The sequence below is a fragment of the Mesorhizobium sp. A623 genome (assembly GCF_054489405.1).
The window spans coordinates 377210-394519 of the sequence record NZ_JBTMXB010000001.1; the positions used below are offsets into that span (position 1 = coordinate 377210).

At 63.0% G+C, this 17310-nt stretch carries 15 protein-coding genes; 11 read left to right on the top strand and 4 right to left on the bottom strand.

From position 1 onward, the window contains the following. The first annotated feature begins 77 nt into the window (after positions 1 to 77). The 6 genes from ACX3P1_RS01920 to ACX3P1_RS01945 all read left to right on the top strand — a co-directional run bounded on the left by ACX3P1_RS01920 (position 78) and on the right by ACX3P1_RS01945 (position 6470). Positions 78 to 737: a phosphoribosylanthranilate isomerase gene (locus ACX3P1_RS01920; RefSeq protein ID WP_459077922.1), complete on the top strand. Its 660-nt coding sequence runs from the start codon at positions 78 to 80 to the stop codon at positions 735 to 737. Between the two features lie 26 nt (positions 738 to 763). Then, on the top strand, positions 764 to 1984 hold the full coding sequence (trpB, locus tag ACX3P1_RS01925; protein ID WP_459077828.1) for a tryptophan synthase subunit beta: 1221 nt from the start codon (positions 764 to 766) through the stop codon (positions 1982 to 1984). A 1-nt stretch (position 1985) separates the two neighbouring features. Next, positions 1986 to 2828, top strand: coding sequence for a tryptophan synthase subunit alpha (gene trpA / locus ACX3P1_RS01930; protein ID WP_459077829.1), 843 nt, complete (start codon positions 1986 to 1988; stop codon positions 2826 to 2828). A 35-nt stretch (positions 2829 to 2863) separates the two neighbouring features. After that, complete coding sequence (gene accD / locus ACX3P1_RS01935) at positions 2864 to 3787, top strand: acetyl-CoA carboxylase, carboxyltransferase subunit beta (protein WP_459077830.1); 924 nt, start codon at positions 2864 to 2866, stop codon at positions 3785 to 3787. 59 nt (positions 3788 to 3846) lie between these two features. Then, positions 3847 to 5178, top strand: coding sequence for a bifunctional folylpolyglutamate synthase/dihydrofolate synthase (locus ACX3P1_RS01940; protein ID WP_459077831.1), 1332 nt, complete (start codon positions 3847 to 3849; stop codon positions 5176 to 5178). A 188-nt stretch (positions 5179 to 5366) separates the two neighbouring features. Continuing rightward, on the top strand, positions 5367 to 6470 hold the full coding sequence (locus ACX3P1_RS01945; protein WP_459077832.1) for a hypothetical protein: 1104 nt from the start codon (positions 5367 to 5369) through the stop codon (positions 6468 to 6470). 64 nt (positions 6471 to 6534) lie between these two features. Here the strand turns inward: ACX3P1_RS01945 and ctaD are convergent, their stop codons facing one another. Together ctaD and ACX3P1_RS01955 are read right to left on the bottom strand one after the other, a co-directional pair. Further along, positions 6535 to 8130, bottom strand: a complete 1596-nt coding sequence (gene ctaD / locus ACX3P1_RS01950; protein WP_459077833.1) for a cytochrome c oxidase subunit I — start codon at positions 8128 to 8130, stop codon at positions 6535 to 6537. A gap of 96 nt (positions 8131 to 8226) precedes the next feature. Next, positions 8227 to 8889, bottom strand: coding sequence for a 5-formyltetrahydrofolate cyclo-ligase (locus ACX3P1_RS01955; protein WP_459077834.1), 663 nt, complete (start codon positions 8887 to 8889; stop codon positions 8227 to 8229). 133 nt (positions 8890 to 9022) lie between these two features. Between ACX3P1_RS01955 and ACX3P1_RS01960 the strand changes: the two genes are divergently transcribed. Continuing rightward, the gene (locus tag ACX3P1_RS01960) at positions 9023 to 9868 is read left to right on the top strand and encodes a LysR family transcriptional regulator (RefSeq protein WP_459077835.1); all 846 of its coding nucleotides are present in this window, start codon (positions 9023 to 9025) and stop codon (positions 9866 to 9868) included. Here ACX3P1_RS01960 and ACX3P1_RS01965 read toward each other — a convergent pair. Together ACX3P1_RS01965 and ACX3P1_RS01970 are read right to left on the bottom strand one after the other, a co-directional pair. Continuing rightward, positions 9865 to 10080: a hypothetical protein gene (locus ACX3P1_RS01965; protein ID WP_459077836.1), complete on the bottom strand. Its 216-nt coding sequence runs from the start codon at positions 10078 to 10080 to the stop codon at positions 9865 to 9867. The genes ACX3P1_RS01960 and ACX3P1_RS01965 overlap by 4 nt on opposite strands. A 178-nt stretch (positions 10081 to 10258) precedes the next feature. Further along, a complete protein-coding gene (locus ACX3P1_RS01970) occupies positions 10259 to 11794 on the bottom strand; it encodes an FAD-dependent oxidoreductase (protein ID WP_459077837.1) in 1536 nt (511 codons plus the stop codon). Between the two features lie 187 nt (positions 11795 to 11981). Between ACX3P1_RS01970 and ACX3P1_RS01975 the strand changes: the two genes are divergently transcribed. The 4 genes from ACX3P1_RS01975 (at position 11982) to ACX3P1_RS01990 (ending at position 17297) form a co-directional block, all read left to right on the top strand. Further along, positions 11982 to 12677, top strand: a complete 696-nt coding sequence (locus ACX3P1_RS01975) for an RNA polymerase sigma factor (protein ID WP_459077838.1) — start codon at positions 11982 to 11984, stop codon at positions 12675 to 12677. A gap of 394 nt (positions 12678 to 13071) precedes the next feature. Further along, positions 13072 to 14898, top strand: a complete 1827-nt coding sequence (locus tag ACX3P1_RS01980; protein WP_459077839.1) for an assimilatory sulfite reductase (NADPH) flavoprotein subunit — start codon at positions 13072 to 13074, stop codon at positions 14896 to 14898. A gap of 7 nt (positions 14899 to 14905) precedes the next feature. Beyond that, positions 14906 to 16633, top strand: a complete 1728-nt coding sequence (locus tag ACX3P1_RS01985; RefSeq protein ID WP_459077840.1) for an NADPH-dependent assimilatory sulfite reductase hemoprotein subunit — start codon at positions 14906 to 14908, stop codon at positions 16631 to 16633. A 103-nt stretch (positions 16634 to 16736) separates the two neighbouring features. Next, positions 16737 to 17297 (top strand): hypothetical protein, encoded by a 561-nt coding sequence (locus tag ACX3P1_RS01990; protein ID WP_459077841.1) that lies wholly within the window; start codon positions 16737 to 16739, stop codon positions 17295 to 17297. Positions 17298 to 17310 lie beyond the last annotated feature (13 nt).

The window sequence follows — 17310 nt, forward strand, 5'->3', positions numbered from 1 at the left end:
CAGATAGCGCCTTTGGCGACAACGGCAACGACATGCTTTTCCTCGACTCTTTTGCCGTTTCATGCCAATCCCGCCGCATGGCTCTCGACATAAAAATATGCGGGTTGAAAACCGATGCGGCCGTGGCCGCTGCCCTTTCCGGCGGCGCCAGCCATGTCGGCTTTATTTTCTTCCCGAAAAGCCCCCGCAACATTGCTCCGGCCGAGGCAGGCCGCTTGCGCCAGGCGGCGCGCGGCAAGGCCAGCGCGGTTGCGGTAACCGTCAACGCCACCGATGAAGCGCTGGACGAAATCGTCGAAAAAATGCAGCCCGACATGCTGCAGCTTCATGGAGCTGAAACGCCGCAGCGCGTGGCCGAGGTCAAGGCGCGCTACGGCCTGCCGGCGATCAAGGCGCTGGCGATCAGCGAGGCCGCCGATCTGGAGCGAATCGGGCCATTCGTCGGCATTGCGGACCGCTTCCTGTTCGATGCAAAACCGCCGAAAGACGCCACGCTTCCCGGCGGCAATGGCGTCGCATTCGACTGGCGCATTCTGGCGGGCCTTGACGCTACGCTGGATTACATGCTTTCCGGGGGGCTCAACGCCGCCAATATCGGCGAGGCTCTCCGGCTTGCCAACCCGCGCGGCATCGACATCTCGTCGGGCGTGGAAAGCGCGCCGGGTGTCAAGGACGCGGCGTTGATCGAACAATTCTTCCGGGCCGTTGCCGCAGCAACCGACAACCGTGCCGCCTGACTTTCGGCTTTTGTAGGAGATCGGCGATGAACCAGCCGGCGATGCCAAATTCATTCCGCACCGGACCCGACGAACAGGGAATGTTCGGCATTTTCGGCGGTCGTTTCGTTGCCGAAACGCTGATGCCGCTGATCCTCGAACTGGAAAAGAACTGGAGCGAGGTCAAGGACGATCCGGCCTTCAAGGCCGAGTTGCAGAACCTGTCGACTCATTATGCCGGGCGGCCGTCCAAGCTGTATTTCGCGGAAGGCCTGACGAAGCATTTGGGCGGTGCGAAAATCTATTTCAAGCGCGAGGATTTGAACCACACTGGTTCGCACAAGATCAACAACTGCCTCGGCCAGATCCTGCTGGCCAGGCGTATGGGCAAGAAGCGCATCATCGCCGAAACCGGCGCCGGCCAGCACGGCGTTGCCTCGGCCACCGTCGCGGCGCGCTTCGGCCTGCCTTGCGTGGTCTATATGGGCGCGACCGACGTCGCCCGCCAAAGCCCCAACGTCTTCCGCATGAAGCTGCTTGGCGCGGAAGTGAAGCCGGTCAGCGCCGGCCACGGCACGCTGAAGGACGCCATGAACGAAGCCCTTCGCGATTGGGTCACCAACGTTGAAGACACCTATTACCTGATCGGTACAGCCGCCGGCCCGCATCCCTATCCGGAGATGGTTCGCGACTTCCAGTCGGTGATCGGCATCGAGGCGCGCGCGCAAATCCTCGAGCAGGAAGGCCGCCTGCCGGATACGATCATCGCGGCCGTCGGCGGCGGCTCCAACGCCATCGGCCTGTTCCATCCCTTCCTGGACGACAAGGATGTGAAGATCATCGGCATCGAAGCCGGTGGGCGCGGGCTGGACGGCGACGAGCATTGCGCCTCGATGAACGCCGGCAAGCCGGGCGTGCTACACGGCAACCGCACCTATCTTTTGCAAAACGACGACGGCCAGATCATGGACGGCCATTCGATCTCGGCCGGTCTCGACTATCCCGGCGTCGGCCCGGAGCATTCCTGGCTGCGCGATAGCGGCCGCGTCGAATATGTGCCGATCCTCGACGACGAGGCGCTGGAAGCCTTCCAGTTGACCACCCGTGTCGAAGGCATCATCCCGGCGCTGGAATCGGCGCATGCCATCGCGCATGCGATGAAGATCGCGCCGACCATGGGCAAGGACAAGATCATGATCGTCAACCTGTCCGGCCGCGGCGACAAGGACGTGCATACCGTGGCCTCGATGATGGGCATGGAGATCTGAAATGACCGACACCCGCATCGACCGCCGCATGGCGAAGCTTAAATCAGAAGGCCGTCCGGCGCTTGTCACCTATTTCATGGGCGGCGACCCGGATTACGACACCTCGTTGTCGATCATGAAGGCCTTGGCCCGCTCGGGCGCAGACGTCATCGAACTAGGCATGCCGTTTTCCGATCCGATGGCCGACGGCCCGGCGATCCAGGCGGCTGGCCTGCGCTCGCTGAAAGCCGGCCAGACGCTGGTTAAAACCTTGAAAATGGCGGCCGACTTCCGCCAGGGCGACGACGAGACGCCGATCGTGCTGATGGGTTACTACAACCCGATCTACATCTACGGCGTCGACCGTTTCCTGAAAGATGCCGTCGCTTCCGGCATCGACGGGCTGATCGTCGTCGACCTGCCGCCGGAAATGGACGAGGAACTGTGTATTCCGGCCGTGAAGGCGGGCATCAATTTCATCCGTCTTGCCACGCCGACCACCGACGACAAGCGGCTGCCCAAGGTGCTGCAGAATACGTCGGGCTTCGTCTATTACGTGTCGATGACGGGCATCACCGGCTCGGCTCTCGCCGACACCGGCAAGGTCGCCGACGCGGTGAAACGCATCAAGGGCCACACCGACCTGCCGGTCTGCGTCGGCTTCGGCGTCAAGACCGCCGAGCAGGCGCGGGTCATCGGGGCGTCCGCCGATGGCGTGGTCGTCGGCACGGCCATCGTCAACGCCGTCGCCAATGTGCTGGGCCCGAACGGCGAGCGCACCGCCGACCCGGCGGAGGCCGTCGCCACGCTGGTCACCGGGCTGGCGCAAGGCGTCCGCGCCGCCCGCCTTGCTGGCGTCGAATAAATTCCCCATCTTCCGTACAAACGGGAAGCGAAGTCATGAACTGGATCACCAACTACGTCCGCCCCAAGATCAATTCGATGCTGGGTCGGCGCGACATGCCCGAAAATCTCTGGATCAAGGATCCCGAGAGCGGTGAGATGGTCTTCCACAAGGATCTGGAAGAAAACCAGTATGTCATTCCGGCTTCCGGCCATCACATGAAGATTTCGGCCAAGGAGCGGCTGAAATTCTTCTTCGACGACGGCAAATACGAGACGCTGGAAAACCCCAAGGTCGTGCAGGACCCGCTGAAATTCCGCGACGAAAAGCGCTATGTCGACCGGCTGAAGGACGCCAAGTCCAAGACCGGCATGGAAGACGCCATCCTCAACGCGCTGGGTTCCGTCGAGGGCTTGCCGGTGGTGGCGACCGTGCAGGATTTCGCCTTCATGGGCGGCTCGCTGGGCATGGCTGCCGGCGAGGCCATCGTCCATGCCTTCGAGGTGGCGCGCCAGCGCAAGCGGCCGCTGATCCTGTTCGCGGCCTCCGGCGGCGCGCGCATGCAGGAAGGCATCCTGTCGCTGATGCAGCTTCCGCGCACCACGGTCGGCGTCGACCGCCTGAAGGAAGCGGGCCTGCCCTATATCGTGGTCCTGACCAATCCGACCACGGGCGGCGTTACCGCTTCCTATGCCATGCTGGGCGATGTGCACATTGCCGAGCCCGGCGCACTGATCGGCTTTGCCGGACCGCGCGTCATCGAGCAGACCATCCGCGAAAAGCTCCCGGACGGCTTCCAGCGCTCCGAATATCTGATGGAGCACGGCATGGTCGACATGGTGGTGTCGCGGCTGGAACTGCGCGCAACCATCGCGCGGCTGCTGAAAATCCTGCTCAAGCTGCCAGAAGAAGAAAAGCCGCTGGCGCCGGAAATCCTGCCCCCGGCCGCTGCCGCTCCCGAAAGCCGGCCGCAAGCCTGACACGAAACGGCGCGGTTGGAACCGCGTTGCGCGCGACGCGGCGCGCATAGGACTGCATCATGACAACGCTTGCCGCCGACCGCGAGATCGAAAATCTGCTGACCCTGCATCCGAAGGGCTTCGACCTGTCGCTTGACCGGATTTCACGCCTGCTCGACAGGCTGGGCAATCCGCAAGACCGGTTGCCGCCGGTCATCCACATTGCGGGCACCAACGGGAAGGGTTCCTGCGCCGCCTTCTCGCGCGCGCTTCTGGAAGCAGCCGGCTACCGCGTGCATGTCCACACGTCGCCGCATCTGGTCCACTGGCATGAGCGCTACAGGCTTGCGGCCGATGGCGGCGGCCGTTTCGTCGAGGACGCAGTGTTCGCCGACGCCATCGCGCGGGTCGCCAGGGCCAATGGCGGCGAGACGATCACCGTCTTTGAAATCCTCACGGCGGTATCCTTTCTCCTGTTTTTCGAACATCCCGCCGATGCAGCCGTCATCGAGGTCGGGCTCGGCGGGCGCTTCGATGCTACAAACGTCGTCTCCAATCCGGCCGTATCGGTAATCATGCCGGTGTCGCTCGATCATCAGGCCTATCTTGGCGACCGCGTGGAACTGATTGCCACGGAAAAGGCCGGGATCATCAAGCGCGGCTGCCCGGTCGTCGTCGGCGCGCAGGAGAGCGAGACGGCACTCGCTGTCCTGGTCGAGACAGCCGAGCGGCTGGACTGCCCGGTATCGGTCTATGGACAGGATTTCCTTGCTTACGGGGAAAATGGCCGCCTGGTCTATCAGGACGAGGACGGACTGATGGATTTGCAGCCGCCACGCCTGCCCGGCCGCCACCAGTTCGCCAATGCGGCGGCGGCGATTGCGGCAGTCAAGGCGGCGGGCTTCGAAATTGACGCGCGTGCGGCAGAAAAAGCGATGGCCAAGGTCGTCTGGCCGGGCCGCATGCAGAAGCTGACCCTGGGCAGGCTGGTCGATATGGCCCCTGAGGGCGCCGAAATCTGGCTGGACGGCGGCCATAATCCGGGTGCCGGCCTGGTCGTCGCCGAGGCGATGGCCGAGCAGGAGGAGAAAAATCCAAGGCCGCTGTTTCTCATTTCCGGCATGATCAATACCAAAGACCAGAGCGGCTATTTCAGCGCCTTCAAGGGACTGGCGCGCCATGTCTACACTGTGCCGGGCAGCTTCAGCGATGCCGGTGTATCCAATGACGAACTGGCGGTGCGTGCGGTCGAAGCCGGTCTGTCGGCAGAGCCTGTCAGTTCGGTCGCCAGCGCGCTCATGCTGCTGCACGATACATGGGACGACAGGGAAGCGCCGCCCCGCATCCTGATCTGCGGCTCGCTCTATCTGGCCGGTCTGGTCCTGGCGGAGAACGGCACGCCGCCGAACTGAGCCCACCACCTGGAGCCAGGAACGGGTGAGTAAGGTTAAGGCTGAAATTCGATGCAACCTCCGCGCAAATACGGTATCAGCGAGGAGGGAGAAGCAGGCTTTCTACACGGGTACGGTCAGGCCGGCGACGGCTTGTCGGGCTCTGGAAAGCACGGGGGGAGAACTGCCGGGGAACCCGGCAATCGCGCATGGGTGAAATTCGGCAGTTTGAAAAAGCGGATATTGCGACCGTAGCCAGCCTGTTTCAGCGGCTTTTGCGGAACTCGCGCCGACCAGCCACGCCAGCACTTGAGGCCTATCTTTCAAGCCTCTTTCTCGATGGGCCGGACCACGACTCTGAGATAAATTCCCAGGTCCATGTCGGAAAAAGCGGTGCCGTTTCCGGGTTCATCGGCGCGCTGCCCTTGCCGATGCTGATCGAGGGCAGGCGGGTGCGCGGCGCCATCGCCGTGGCGCTGATGGCGGACCGTGCCGACGATCCCTTTGCCGGTGCGCGGCTGATGCGGGCCTTTCTTGCCGGCCCGCAGGACATCTCGCTGACCGAAACCGCCAATCACGTTTCGACGGCCATGCTGCGCAAGCTTAACGCTGTCATTTTACCGTCCTACAGCCTCGAATGGCTTCGTATCATCAGGCCGGTTGGCCTGACGGTGGAACTGGCCGCCTATGCGGCCGGTCCGGCGCGCCTGCTTGCACCGCTGGCCCGGCCCGTCGATGCGTTGATCCGGCGCAGCACTGCTGAGCCGCGATGGTTCAATGTCGGCCACAAACTGCCCGCGAGGGCGCTTGCAAGCGAGGCTATAGACGACGATGCGGCAGCCGCGCTGATCGCGCAATTGACGGAAAATTTCACGACCAGGCCATTGTGGAGCGCCGCCGGCCTTCGCTACAGGGTGATCGAGTCGGGGCAGAAGTCGCTTTACGGAACCATGGTGCGCCGGATGGTAACGGGGCGCGACGGCCATCCGGTCGGGATGTTCGTCTATCATGGCGACCCAGGCCGGATCGGCCGCGTCATGCAGATATTGTCGGCACCCGGCCAGGCCGGCGCGGTAATCGACAGCCTGCTCGTTCATGCCGGCGAGCGCGGCATGGTGGCGTTGCGCGGCCGCACGATGCCTGCCCTGCTGGAAGCCATGCTCGGCCGCGGCTTCATGTTTCTTCATACCTGCTCGACCGCCGTCCATGCGCAGGACCCGACGCTGGTGGAGCCGTTCGTGAGCGGCAGGGCCTTCTTCAACGGTTATGCGGGCGAATCCTGGTCCCGTCTGATCGGAGATCGCTTCGACTGAGCCTGTTCTTTGCTCAACAAAAAGCCCGGCTGTCGCCGGGCTTTTTCGTTCGCCATGAAACGCGTTACGGGATACGCGGCAACGAAGAGAACTGGTGGTAGGGCGGCGGCGACGGGAGCGTCCATTCCAGCGTCGTTGCCCCGACGCCCCAGGGATTGGCCCCGGCCACGCGCTTACGAGCGAACGCCTCCGCTATCATGATGAAGAAGACGAGCAGGCCGACGGTGGAAATGTAGGAACCGATCGAGGAGACGAAGTTCCAGCCGGCAAAGGCATCGGGATAGTCCGCGTAGCGGCGCGGCATGCCGGCCATGCCGAGGAAGTGCTGCGGGAAGAAAACGAGATTTACCCCGACGAACATCAGCCAGAAATGCAGCTTGCCCAGCGCTTCATTGTACATGTAGCCGGTCATCTTCGGGAACCAGTAGTAGAAACCGGCGAAGATGGCGAAAGCCGCACCCAGCGACAGTACGTAGTGGAAGTGGGCGACGACATAGTAGGTGTCGTGCATCATGCGGTCGACGCCGGGATTGGCGATGACGACGCCGGTGACGCCGCCGATGGTGAACAGAAGCACGAAGCCCGTCGCCCACAGCATCGGCGTCTTGAAGGTGATCGATCCGCCCCACATCGTGGCGAGCCAGGAGAACACTTTCACCCCGGTCGGCACCGCGATGACCATCGAGGCAAAGGCGAAATAGCGTTGCGTATCGACCGTCAGGCCGACCGTGAACATATGGTGCGCCCACACCACGAAGCCTATCAGGCCGATCGCCACCATGGCGTAGGCCATGCCCAGATAGCCGAAGATCGGCTTCTTGGAGAAGGTCGAGATGACGTGGCTGACGATGCCGAAGCCCGGCAGGATCATGATGTAGACCTCCGGATGGCCGAAGAACCAGAACAGATGCTGATAAAGGATCGGATCGCCGCCGCCGTCGGGGATGAAGAAGGTGGTGCCGAAATTGCGGTCCGTCAGCACCATGGTGATGGCGCCTGCAAGCACCGGCAGCGCCATCAAGAGCATGAAGGCCGTGACCAGCATCGACCACGCAAACAGCGGCATCTTGTGCATCGTCATGCCGGGCGCGCGCATGTTGAAGATGGTGGTGATGAAATTGATCGCGCCTAGGATGGACGAAGCGCCCGACAGGTGAATGGCGAAGATGACGAGATCGACCGCCGGGCCGGGCTGGCCGGATTCCGCGAAGGGCGGATACATGGTCCAGCCGCCGCCGTGACCGTTCACGCCCGGCGCACCCGGCACGAACAGCGAGGTGATAAACAGCACGAACGACACCACCAGCAGCCAGAACGAGATGTTGTTCAGGCGCGGGAAGGCCATGTCGGGCGCGCCGATCATGATCGGCACGAACCAGTTGCCGAAGCCGCCGATCATCGCCGGCATGATGACGTAGAAGATCATCACCAGGCCGTGCGAGGTGAGCACGACGTTGTAGACGGCGGGGTCGCCGAACAGCTGCAGCCCGGGTTCCTGAAGCTCCATCCGGATCAGCACCGACAACGCGGTGCCCAGGATGCCGGCCATCATCGAAAAGATCAGATAAAGCGTTCCGATATCCTTGTGATTGGTCGAGAACATCCAGCGGTTGATGAAACTTGGCTTGTGATCTACCGGGACGGTTGTGGAAATCGACATGTCGTGCCCTGCCTCTTGTTTTAGGTGTGCTACGGTTCCGGTGCTGAACGGCCGATTGTCGTTGCAAGGGGGAACGCGGCCTTGCCTATGGGATCTTCATTTGTCCGTGACGATTACGTCCATCGGGATGTCGTGGGGTTGCGGGTAGATGGTTTGGACCTGTGCGGCGGCAAAGCCCACGCCCACGACGAAGGCTCGTCTCGGCAGCACCGCAAGGGTTCGGTCGAAAAAGCCGCCGCCATAACCGAGGCGGTAATTCGCCTCATCGAAGCCCACCAGCGGCGCGATCACCACGTCGGGCTGGACGGAGGGGCCGCGCGAGGGGACAAGAATGTCCCAGATCCCACGCTCCAGCGGTTCGCCCGGCGACCACACCCTGAATTCGAGCGGCCAGCCTTTCCGGATGACGACGGGTAGCGCTATCCGGCCGCCGCGTTCGACGACGCGGATCGACCAGTTGCGCAGGTCCGGCTCGCCGCGAAAGGGCCAATAACTCCCGACGATGCGGCCGCTGACCTTGCCTATGGTGCGGTCGAGGGTTGCGGCGATGCGCTCGGAACTCGCTTGGCGGGCCTGTGGGGTCATCGCAAGCCGCGCGCCGAGCAACCGCTTCCGTTCCGCCTTGCGCCAGCGGGCAACGTCGGCCCAGCCGTCCTGCAGGCTGGGCTTGGCCATGACGCCGGCATCGAGTTCGTGCATGAAGCAGGGCGGCGACGCGTATTCCTGCGGTTTTGGTTGTGAATCGTTCTCGTCAGACATCGCTTGCGCTGTCCTGCGGCTTGTGCGGCCATTGCTTTGTGTGCCGCAAAGGGTGACCCGCTTGAAAGAAGAAGGCAAACGGAATTAAATGCTCTATTGGTGCAATATTATTGCATTAAACCAGGAGGCAGCCTTGGACATCGACCGCGCCCGCACGTTTCTTGAAATCGTTCATTCCGGCAGTTTCATGCGCGCAGCGGACCGCCTGCATGTTACCCAGACCACGGTCAGCGCCCGCATCCGCACGCTGGAGGACGAGTTGGGCCGCCAGTTGTTCGTGCGCAACCGCAATGGCGCCCATCTGACGCCGGCAGGCCGGGAGTTCGAGCGCTTCGCGCAATCCCTCGTGCAGATATGGGAGCGCGCGCGGCATCAACTGGCAATTCCCGCCGGCCGAACAAGCGTGGTGGCGCTCGGCGGCGAACTGAGCCTGTGGAATCCGCTGCTGCTGGACTGGCTGGTCTGGATGAAGAAAGCCCAGCCCGAAATCGCCATCCACGCGCATGTCGGCGTGCCGGACCAGCTGATCGACCAATTGAGGACCGGCGTGCTCGACGTCGCGGTGCTTTATGCGCCCAAGCTGCTGCCCGGCTTCAGGGTGGAACTGCTTCAGGAAGAGCAACTGGTTCTGGTGAAAACCCGGCGTAGCGAGACCGAGACGGCGGACGCCGACGACTATGTCTATGTCGACTGGGGGCCGCTGTTTGCCGCGCAGCATGATGTCAGTTCCGCCGCCTTCGGCGAGCCGGGGCTGCTGGTTGGGCTGGGGCCGCTCGGCCTGAGCTATATTCTGCGGGCGGGCGGCATGGGCTATTTCCGGCGCGGCGCGGTCGCACCTCATATCGCAAGCGGCGAGTTGGAGATCGTGGAAGGCGCGCCTGAGTTCACCTATCCAGCCTATGCGATCTATCCGGAGGCAAGCAGCGCGCGGCCGGACGTCATGCACGCTCTGCGCGGCTTGAAGGAAGTGGTGGTCTAGCCGCTCACATTGTCGCGCGCGGCAAGCAGCGTCGTGATGACGAGGTCGCGCCCGGTGCGGTTGATGCCGACACCGCGAGGCCGGTCTTCAGCCAGGCCAAGCTCAATCAGCCGCTGCGCCATCTCGGCATCAAGCTCGGGATAGGGACCGCGGTTCATGCGCTTGAGCGCGGTCTGTTCGTCTTTCGTCAGGTCGTTCCAGCCAATCGTCACGGCAATTTCCTCTGCAAATTGGCACGCCACCTCGCAGGCAGTCGTTCGTTTGCGGCACAATGCACGAAATAAGGACATGGAAAAGGGCGCGAGGCGTCAACCGATGTCGCAACGCTGCAACGCCGACCGGGTGACGTGCGCTTTCATCCGCGCGCCGGGATGGGTATGTGGCAAAGGCCTATCCCCGATGCGCGGCCTCCAGCGAGGCTCCGCACTCGAGCGCCTGCACATCGCGTCCTATCGTGGCGACCGCGACGGTTTTGCCGCCCTTTTTGTAAGTCACCGCGCAATCGCGGGCGGCAAGGCTGCAGTCGATCTCGATCGCATCCCATGCCTGCGCATGGCCGACATAGCGGATGGTCGTGTCGTAATGCGCGCTCCAGAAGAACGGGGTATCGAGGAAAGCCCGGCGCACGCCGAGCATGTTGTCGGCCGCCGCCTGTCCCTGTCGCTCGGCCACGACCCAGTGCTCGACGCGCCGGCGTTCGCCGCTGTTGCGATCGTGCCAGCGGGCGGCGTCGCCGGCGGCAAAGATGCCTGGCACGCTCGTTTCCAGATATTCGTCGACGACGATGCCGCGGTCGGTGACAAGACCCGCCTTTTCCGCCAACACCACGCGCGGGCGTACCCCGACGCCGATGACGACGAGGTCGGCGTCGAGTTCGCGGCCATTGGCCAGCAGCACCTTGTCGTCATGGACGGTGGCAATGGTGGTGTTCAGGTGGAATTCGACGCCGTGTTCTTCGTGGACGGAACGGATGAAGTCGCCGAGGTCGGGGCCGAGAACCGTCTCGAAAGGGCGGGCATCCTGCGTCACGACATGCACGCGGATGCCTCGTTCGCGCAACGATGCCGCGACTTCGAGGCCGATGAAGCCGGCACCCAGCACGACCGCCGTTTTCGCGTCCTTCGCCCGCTCGATGATGGCGCGGCTGTCCGCCATCGACCGCAGGGTAAACACATGGCCGCGCTCGGCCCCCGGAATTTTAAGGCGCACCGGTTCGGCGCCGGTCGCCAGAAGAAGGCGGTCGAAGGAAACGGAGCGCCCGTCGTCGGTGGCGACGCTTCCGGCCTTGGCATCGATGCCGGAGACGGTGGTGCGCAGGTGCAGGTCGATCCTGTTGTCGGCATAAAAATCGGGCGAACGCAGGGGCATCCAGGCCTCTTCGGCGGCTCCAGCCAGATAGTCCTTGGATAGGTTGGGGCGGTCGTAGGGTGCGTCCTCGTCGGAACTGAACATGGTCAGTTCCCCGTCGAAGCCGCGCCGTCGCAGCATTTCGGCTGCCGCGAAGCCGGCAGCGCCGCCCCCGACAATGACGATCCTTTTGGGGTCTTTTGCGGTGTCGCGCCGTGAGGAGCTAGCGTCCTGTTTTTCCGCCTTGCCGGTGACGAAGACCTTTCCGTCCCTGTGCTCCACCTTCCATTTCGCCAAGGGGTCGAAAGCCGGCGCGCCGAGCGCCTCGCCGGTACGCAGGCTGAAACAGGCGTGGTGCCAGGGGCAGCGGATTGTATCGCCGACGACGAGGCCCTGTGCCAGCGGCCCGCTGTAATGCGTGCAGGTGGCTGCCACCGCCAAAATCTCGTCGCCCACGCGCGCCAGCACGACCGGCTCGTCGCCGACATGGCCCAGAAGCAGGTTTCGGCGGCCGAAAGCGGAAACGGGAATGCCGCCGGTCAGGTCGGGGCCGGTATCCTGAGTGTCATGCGTGGCCATTCATGCTCTCCCTGGGTTGGTTGGCGATCCTCGCAGGTCAAGGCCTGTTGCCCAATCTGATGCGCCAGGTTCGAAAAGGTTCCATCCGGTGGCTTCGAACCTACGCTCTTTCTTCTCCCTTTCGGGAACCTTTAATCTTGGACGGCATCCTATCGTGGGTGTAGGTCCTGGCCCCGGGAGTAATGATATGGTCGATGCTGCAAACAGTGCCACCGCGATTGCCCTGCCTCAGGGCGATGCGGAACTCGTGCGCAGGGCGCTGGCGCGCGACGGCGGTGCATTCAGAGCGATCATGAAAGCGCATAACCAGCGGCTCTACCGGCTGGCGCGCGGCGTGGTGCGCAACGACAGCGAGGCCGAAGACATCGTCCAGGAAGGCTATGTCAAGGCATTCACGCATCTGGGCAGTTTTCGCGGCGATTCCACGCTCTCCACCTGGCTTTCGCGCATCGTCATCAACGAGGCGCTCGGACGGCTGCGCAAGAAGCGCCGGGCCGTCGAAGTGTCGATGTCCGATGATCCCGTGCTGCAGGCCAAGATCATTCGATTCCCCCTCAATGCAAACACCAACGATCCGGAGCGTACGATGGCGCAAAGGCAAATCCTGCAAATCGTGGAGCGAGCAACCGATGGTCTTCCCGACCTCTACCGAACGGTGTTCGTCGCCCGTGTCATCGAAGGCTTGAGCATAGACGAGACGGCCGATCTGCTGGGCATCAAGCCCGAGACGGTGAAGACCCGATTGCACCGCGCCCGCAAGCTTATCCGCAGATGCCTGGACGAACAGATCGGCCCGGTCATGCTCGATGCGTTTCCCTTCGCCGGCAAGCGGTGCGAGCGCCTCACGGTGGCCGTTCTCGCTCGGCTAGGCTTGCCGGAGTGAGAGGCTGAGCCGCCTACGTCGGGGCACTCATTCTCGGCGGTAGCCCGAATTCCGCATGGAATTGTCGTTCGGAGGCCGTCGTCCCGCGTAGCATCGGCCGATTTGGCCGCTGCCCCGACAAAAAAATGTACTCGCAAAATCGCACGTTTCAACCACGGTCTCAGCCATTCCTGGAAGGATCGTTTCGTGCTTTCGCCAGCCTTTAGGATGGGCGTTTCAACATTTTCTCAGTGCAAATTTATTATTGGTATCTAGCAATATCATTCATTTGAAACGCTCTAACCTGCGATGCAAAGGTCGCGCCGCAGCGGTTAGAGCGCGCCTTCCAAGCAATTGAAAAACCTGCCTAACCAGATGAAACGCACCGCGCTTTGAGCCCGGAGGAAGCGATCAGATGACGGCACTAGAATTTCCCGGACCTGGGTTTTCCGCAGAACAGTGGGAGCGCCTGAACGGGTTGGCGACCACGCTGAAACCGGGGCAGGCACTGTGGATCAGCGGCTATTTCGCCGGCATCGATCATGCGCGTGCGCTGCACGGCGAAACCGCGATCCCGCTGCGCTTGAGCGAGCCGGCCGTGGCTGCTCCCGTTGCCGTCGCGTCGCGCACGCTGACCATCCTTTATGCCGGCGAAACGGGCAACAGCGCCGGTGTCGCCAAGGCTCTTGCCGAGGCTTCCCGCGCGCAAGGCGGGTCGCCGACCGTGGTCGATGTGGTCGACTACAAGCCGCGAAAGCTCAAGGATGAGCAGGATTTGCTGATCGTCATCAGCACCCATGGCGAGGGCGATGCGCCGCTTTCGGCCGTCGGCTTCTTCGAATTCGTCGAGGGACGCAAGGCACCGCGCCTGGAAGGCGTGCGCTTTGCCGTTCTGGCGCTGGGCGATTCCACCTACGAACATTATTGCGGCGCGGGCAAGCGGCTCGACGCCCGCTTGGAGGAATTGGGCGCTGAACGCCTTGCCGAGCGCATCGATTGCGATGTCGATTATGACGAGCCCGCTGTGGCGTGGACCAGGGCCGCGCTTGAACTGCTTGCGCCGGCTTCCGCGCAGGCGGGCGTGCCGGCACAAGCCGCTGCCGCGACGCCCGGTGCCATAGCCGCGTTCGACAAGAAAAATCCGTTCGCCGCGACCGTCATCGACAATTTTGTCCTGACCGGCAGCGGTTCCAGCAAGGAGACGCGGCATATCGAATTGTCGCTGGCCGGTTCCGGGCTGACCTTCGAGCCCGGCGATGCGCTTGGCATGATGCCGCGCAACGATCCGGCGCTGGTCGAGGCCTTGCTTGGAGCGCTGTCGTTGGATGCCGGTGCGCCCCTGACGATCAAGGAACAGGCAACGACGCTCGGCGAGGCGCTGGTCGATACGCTTGAAATCACGGCCGCCACGCCGCGTTTCCTCGACCATTGGGCGGGCGTGAGCGAGGCCAAGGAACTGCAAGCCTTGCGCGGCGCGGAAAATGCCGAAGCGCGCAAAACCTTTCTCCGCGATCGTCATATCATTGATATCGTCAGGCGTTTTCCCGTCACGGGCGTCGATGCGCAAACGTTTGCCGCCGGCCTGCGTCCGCTGCAGCCGCGCCTTTATTCGATTGCCTCAAGCCTCAGCAACGCGCCGGACGAGGCGCATCTGACGGTCAGCACGGTGCGCTACGATCTGCATGGCGAACCGCGCGAAGGCGTCGCCTCCGGCCATTTCGCCAGCCGCGCCGCGCCGAATGCCGCGATCCCGGTCTATATTCAGGCCAATCCGCATTTCCGCCTGCCCGACGACGACAAGCCGATCATCATGATTGGCGCCGGCACCGGTGTTGCGCCCTACCGCGCCTTCCTGCAGGAGCGCGAGGCGAGGGGAGCGTCCGGAAAATCCTGGCTGTTCTTTGGCGAGCGCAATTTCGACAGCGATTTCCTCTACCAGACCGAATGGCAGGAACTGCGGAAGGACGGTGTTCTTTCGCGCATGAATGTCGCCTTCTCCCGCGACGCCGCCACGAAAACCTACGTTCAGCACCGCCTCGCCGAACAGGCGCGCGACGTCTATGCGTGGCTGGAGGAGGGCGCGCATGTCTATGTCTGCGGCGACGGCGCCAGGCTGGCTCCGGACGTGCATTCGGCGCTGGCCGCCATCGTGGAACAGCAGGGCGCGCGCAGCAGCGCTGCCGCCGGCGATTATCTCGCCACGCTGAAGAACGACCATCGCTACCAGATCGACGTCTATTGAGGTTCTTATGAGCGTGCTTGAAGTAGATCGCAGCCGTGACGTTTCGCAGCCCTTGGACAAGCTAGGGCCGGACGAGACGTTGAAGGCCAACAGCGACCAGTTGCGCGGCACCATCGCGGCCGGGCTTGACGCCGAACTGACGGCGGCAGTTCCCGGCACCGACATCAAGCTGATGAAATTCCATGGCGTCTACCAGCAGGACGACCGCGACATCCGCGACGAGCGCCGCCGCCAGAAGCTGGAGCCGGCCTATCGCTTCATGGTGCGCGTGCGCCTGCCGGGCGGCGTGCTTTCGCCGGGCCAATGGCTGAAACTGGACGAACTGGGCCGCGCCTATGGCGGCAATTCGCTTCGGCTGACCACGCGCCAGACCTTCCAGTTCCACTACATCCACAAGAAGAATTTGCGCTCCCTCATTCAGGGCCTGCACGACGTGTTGCTCGATACCAGGGCCGCCTGCGGCGACGATTCGCGCGGCGTCATGGCCTCGATCAATCCGCAGCTTTCAGCATTGCACGCGCAAATCCACGCGCTGGCGCAAAAGGCCAGCGACCACGCCATTCCCAAGACCCGCGCCTACGACGAAATCTGGTACGGCGAGGAACGCAAGCCCGTCAGCGGCCCCGAAGAACCACTCTACGGCAAGACCTACATGCCGCGAAAGTTCAAGATCGGCTTCGTCATTCCGCCGATCAACGACATCGACGTCTATGCGCAGGATCTGGGCTTCATCGCCATTATCGAGGATGGCAAGATTGCAGGTTTCAACGTCGCCATCGGCGGCGGCATGGGCCGCACCGACCAGGCGCCCAAGACGTATCCAAGGCTCGCCAGCGTTATCGGCTTTTTGCCGGCCGACAAGGTGCTGGAAATGTGCGACGCCACCATGAAGGTGCAGCGCGACTATGGCGACCGGCTCGATCGCGCCCGCGCTCGTTTCAAATACACCATCGACGACAAGGGCCTCGATTTCATCAAGGCGGAGATCGAGGCGCAGCTAGGGTTTGCGCTGGCGCCGGCGCGGCCCTACGCCTTCACCTCGAACGGCGACCCAATCGGCTGGACGCAAGGCGAGGATGGGCGTTGGCATCATACGCTGTTCATCCAGAACGGGCGCGTCAGCAATTTCCCGGATAAGCCTTTGCTCGACGGCTTGCGCGCCGTCGCGAAAATCCACAAGGGCATGTTCCGGGTTACGCCGAACCAGAACCTCATCATTGCCGACGTGGCGGCCGAGGATAGGCCAGCCATCGAAGCGCTCTTGAAGGAATATCGGCTCGACGGTCTCAACGCCGGCAGCGGGCTGCGGCTCAATTCCATGGCCTGCGTCGCCTTTCCGACCTGCGGGCTGGCGATGGCGGAGAGCGAACGCTATTTGCCGGATCTCATCACCAGGATCGATGTTATTCTGGCCGCGCATAAACTGTCCGAGGAGCCGATCACCATCCGCATGACCGGCTGCCCCAATGGCTGCTCGCGGCCCTACATCGCCGAGATCGCGCTGACCGGGCGCGCGCCGGGAAAATACAATCTCTATCTGGGCGGCGGCTTCCACGGCCAGCGCCTGAACAAGATGGTGCTGGAGAATGTGGGCGAGAAGATCATTCTCGAATATCTCGAGAAAGTAATCGCGCATTTCGCCGGCGAGCGTTTGCCGGGTGAGCATTTCGGCGATTTCGCCATCCGCGCCGGCTACGCGGCCGAGGTCAAGGAAGGCCGCTTCTTCAACGACTGATTGAGCCGGCGCTGTCAGACGGATGGGTCGCATTGCCGCCGTGGCCGGATGCTGTATGCTTGCCGCAGAGGAGTCGGGGTTTGTTTCGACTCCGGAGAAGCCGATGCCTGGAACCGCCAGTTCTTACAGTTTGTCGATCCTCGACACCAAGGTCTTGCAAGGCGAGCAGCCGCAGCTGGTCGTCCGGTATCAGGGGCGGCGCGAACCCGTCGAAATCAGCCAGGCGCTGGCATCGGTCGATATCGACGGACTGCTGGCAGGGTGCGAAGCCGTGGCGCAGACGATTTTCCATCAGGAATTTCGCCTCAACAACCAGGTCGATCTTCACTTCACGCTGGAGGATCAGAACGGCCTGAAGATCTGGCACACGCAGCCGACGCTCTACATGAAATGCCCGCTCACCATGTCGATGAAGTGGTCGTGCCTGCATCTCAGCCAGGCCTACAAGACCATGACGACGCTCGGCATCATCGAATTGCCGCCGGAGACGGCGCTGGTCGGGAATGCGGTCGGCGTCAACGAGACCGCGCGGGTCGTCATGGATTCGATGGCCAGCGGCGTGGAGTTCATGGGCAATTTGATGCTCATGCGCAATACGATCGACCATGAGGCCGAAGCCAATCGCGGCCGCGAAGCGGACATCGCCTCGACCAAGATCGCCTGACGCATATCTCCCG

Excerpts from the sequence above, each read along its gene's own strand:
- ACX3P1_RS01920 (WP_459077922.1), top strand. The coding sequence starts at position 78 with ATGGCTCTCGACATAAAAATATGCGGGTTGAAAACCGATGCGGCCGTG.
- trpB (WP_459077828.1), top strand. The coding sequence starts at position 764 with ATGAACCAGCCGGCGATGCCAAATTCATTCCGCACCGGACCCGACGAA.
- trpA (WP_459077829.1), top strand. The coding sequence starts at position 1,986 with ATGACCGACACCCGCATCGACCGCCGCATGGCGAAGCTTAAATCAGAA.
- accD (WP_459077830.1), top strand. The coding sequence starts at position 2,864 with ATGAACTGGATCACCAACTACGTCCGCCCCAAGATCAATTCGATGCTG.
- ACX3P1_RS01940 (WP_459077831.1), top strand. The coding sequence starts at position 3,847 with ATGACAACGCTTGCCGCCGACCGCGAGATCGAAAATCTGCTGACCCTG.
- ACX3P1_RS01945 (WP_459077832.1), top strand. The coding sequence starts at position 5,367 with ATGGGTGAAATTCGGCAGTTTGAAAAAGCGGATATTGCGACCGTAGCC.
- ctaD (WP_459077833.1), bottom strand. The coding sequence starts at position 8,130 with ATGTCGATTTCCACAACCGTCCCGGTAGATCACAAGCCAAGTTTCATC.
- ACX3P1_RS01955 (WP_459077834.1), bottom strand. The coding sequence starts at position 8,889 with ATGTCTGACGAGAACGATTCACAACCAAAACCGCAGGAATACGCGTCG.
- ACX3P1_RS01970 (WP_459077837.1), bottom strand. The coding sequence starts at position 11,794 with ATGGCCACGCATGACACTCAGGATACCGGCCCCGACCTGACCGGCGGC.
- ACX3P1_RS01975 (WP_459077838.1), top strand. The coding sequence starts at position 11,982 with ATGGTCGATGCTGCAAACAGTGCCACCGCGATTGCCCTGCCTCAGGGC.
- ACX3P1_RS01980 (WP_459077839.1), top strand. The coding sequence starts at position 13,072 with ATGACGGCACTAGAATTTCCCGGACCTGGGTTTTCCGCAGAACAGTGG.
- ACX3P1_RS01985 (WP_459077840.1), top strand. The coding sequence starts at position 14,906 with ATGAGCGTGCTTGAAGTAGATCGCAGCCGTGACGTTTCGCAGCCCTTG.
- ACX3P1_RS01990 (WP_459077841.1), top strand. The coding sequence starts at position 16,737 with ATGCCTGGAACCGCCAGTTCTTACAGTTTGTCGATCCTCGACACCAAG.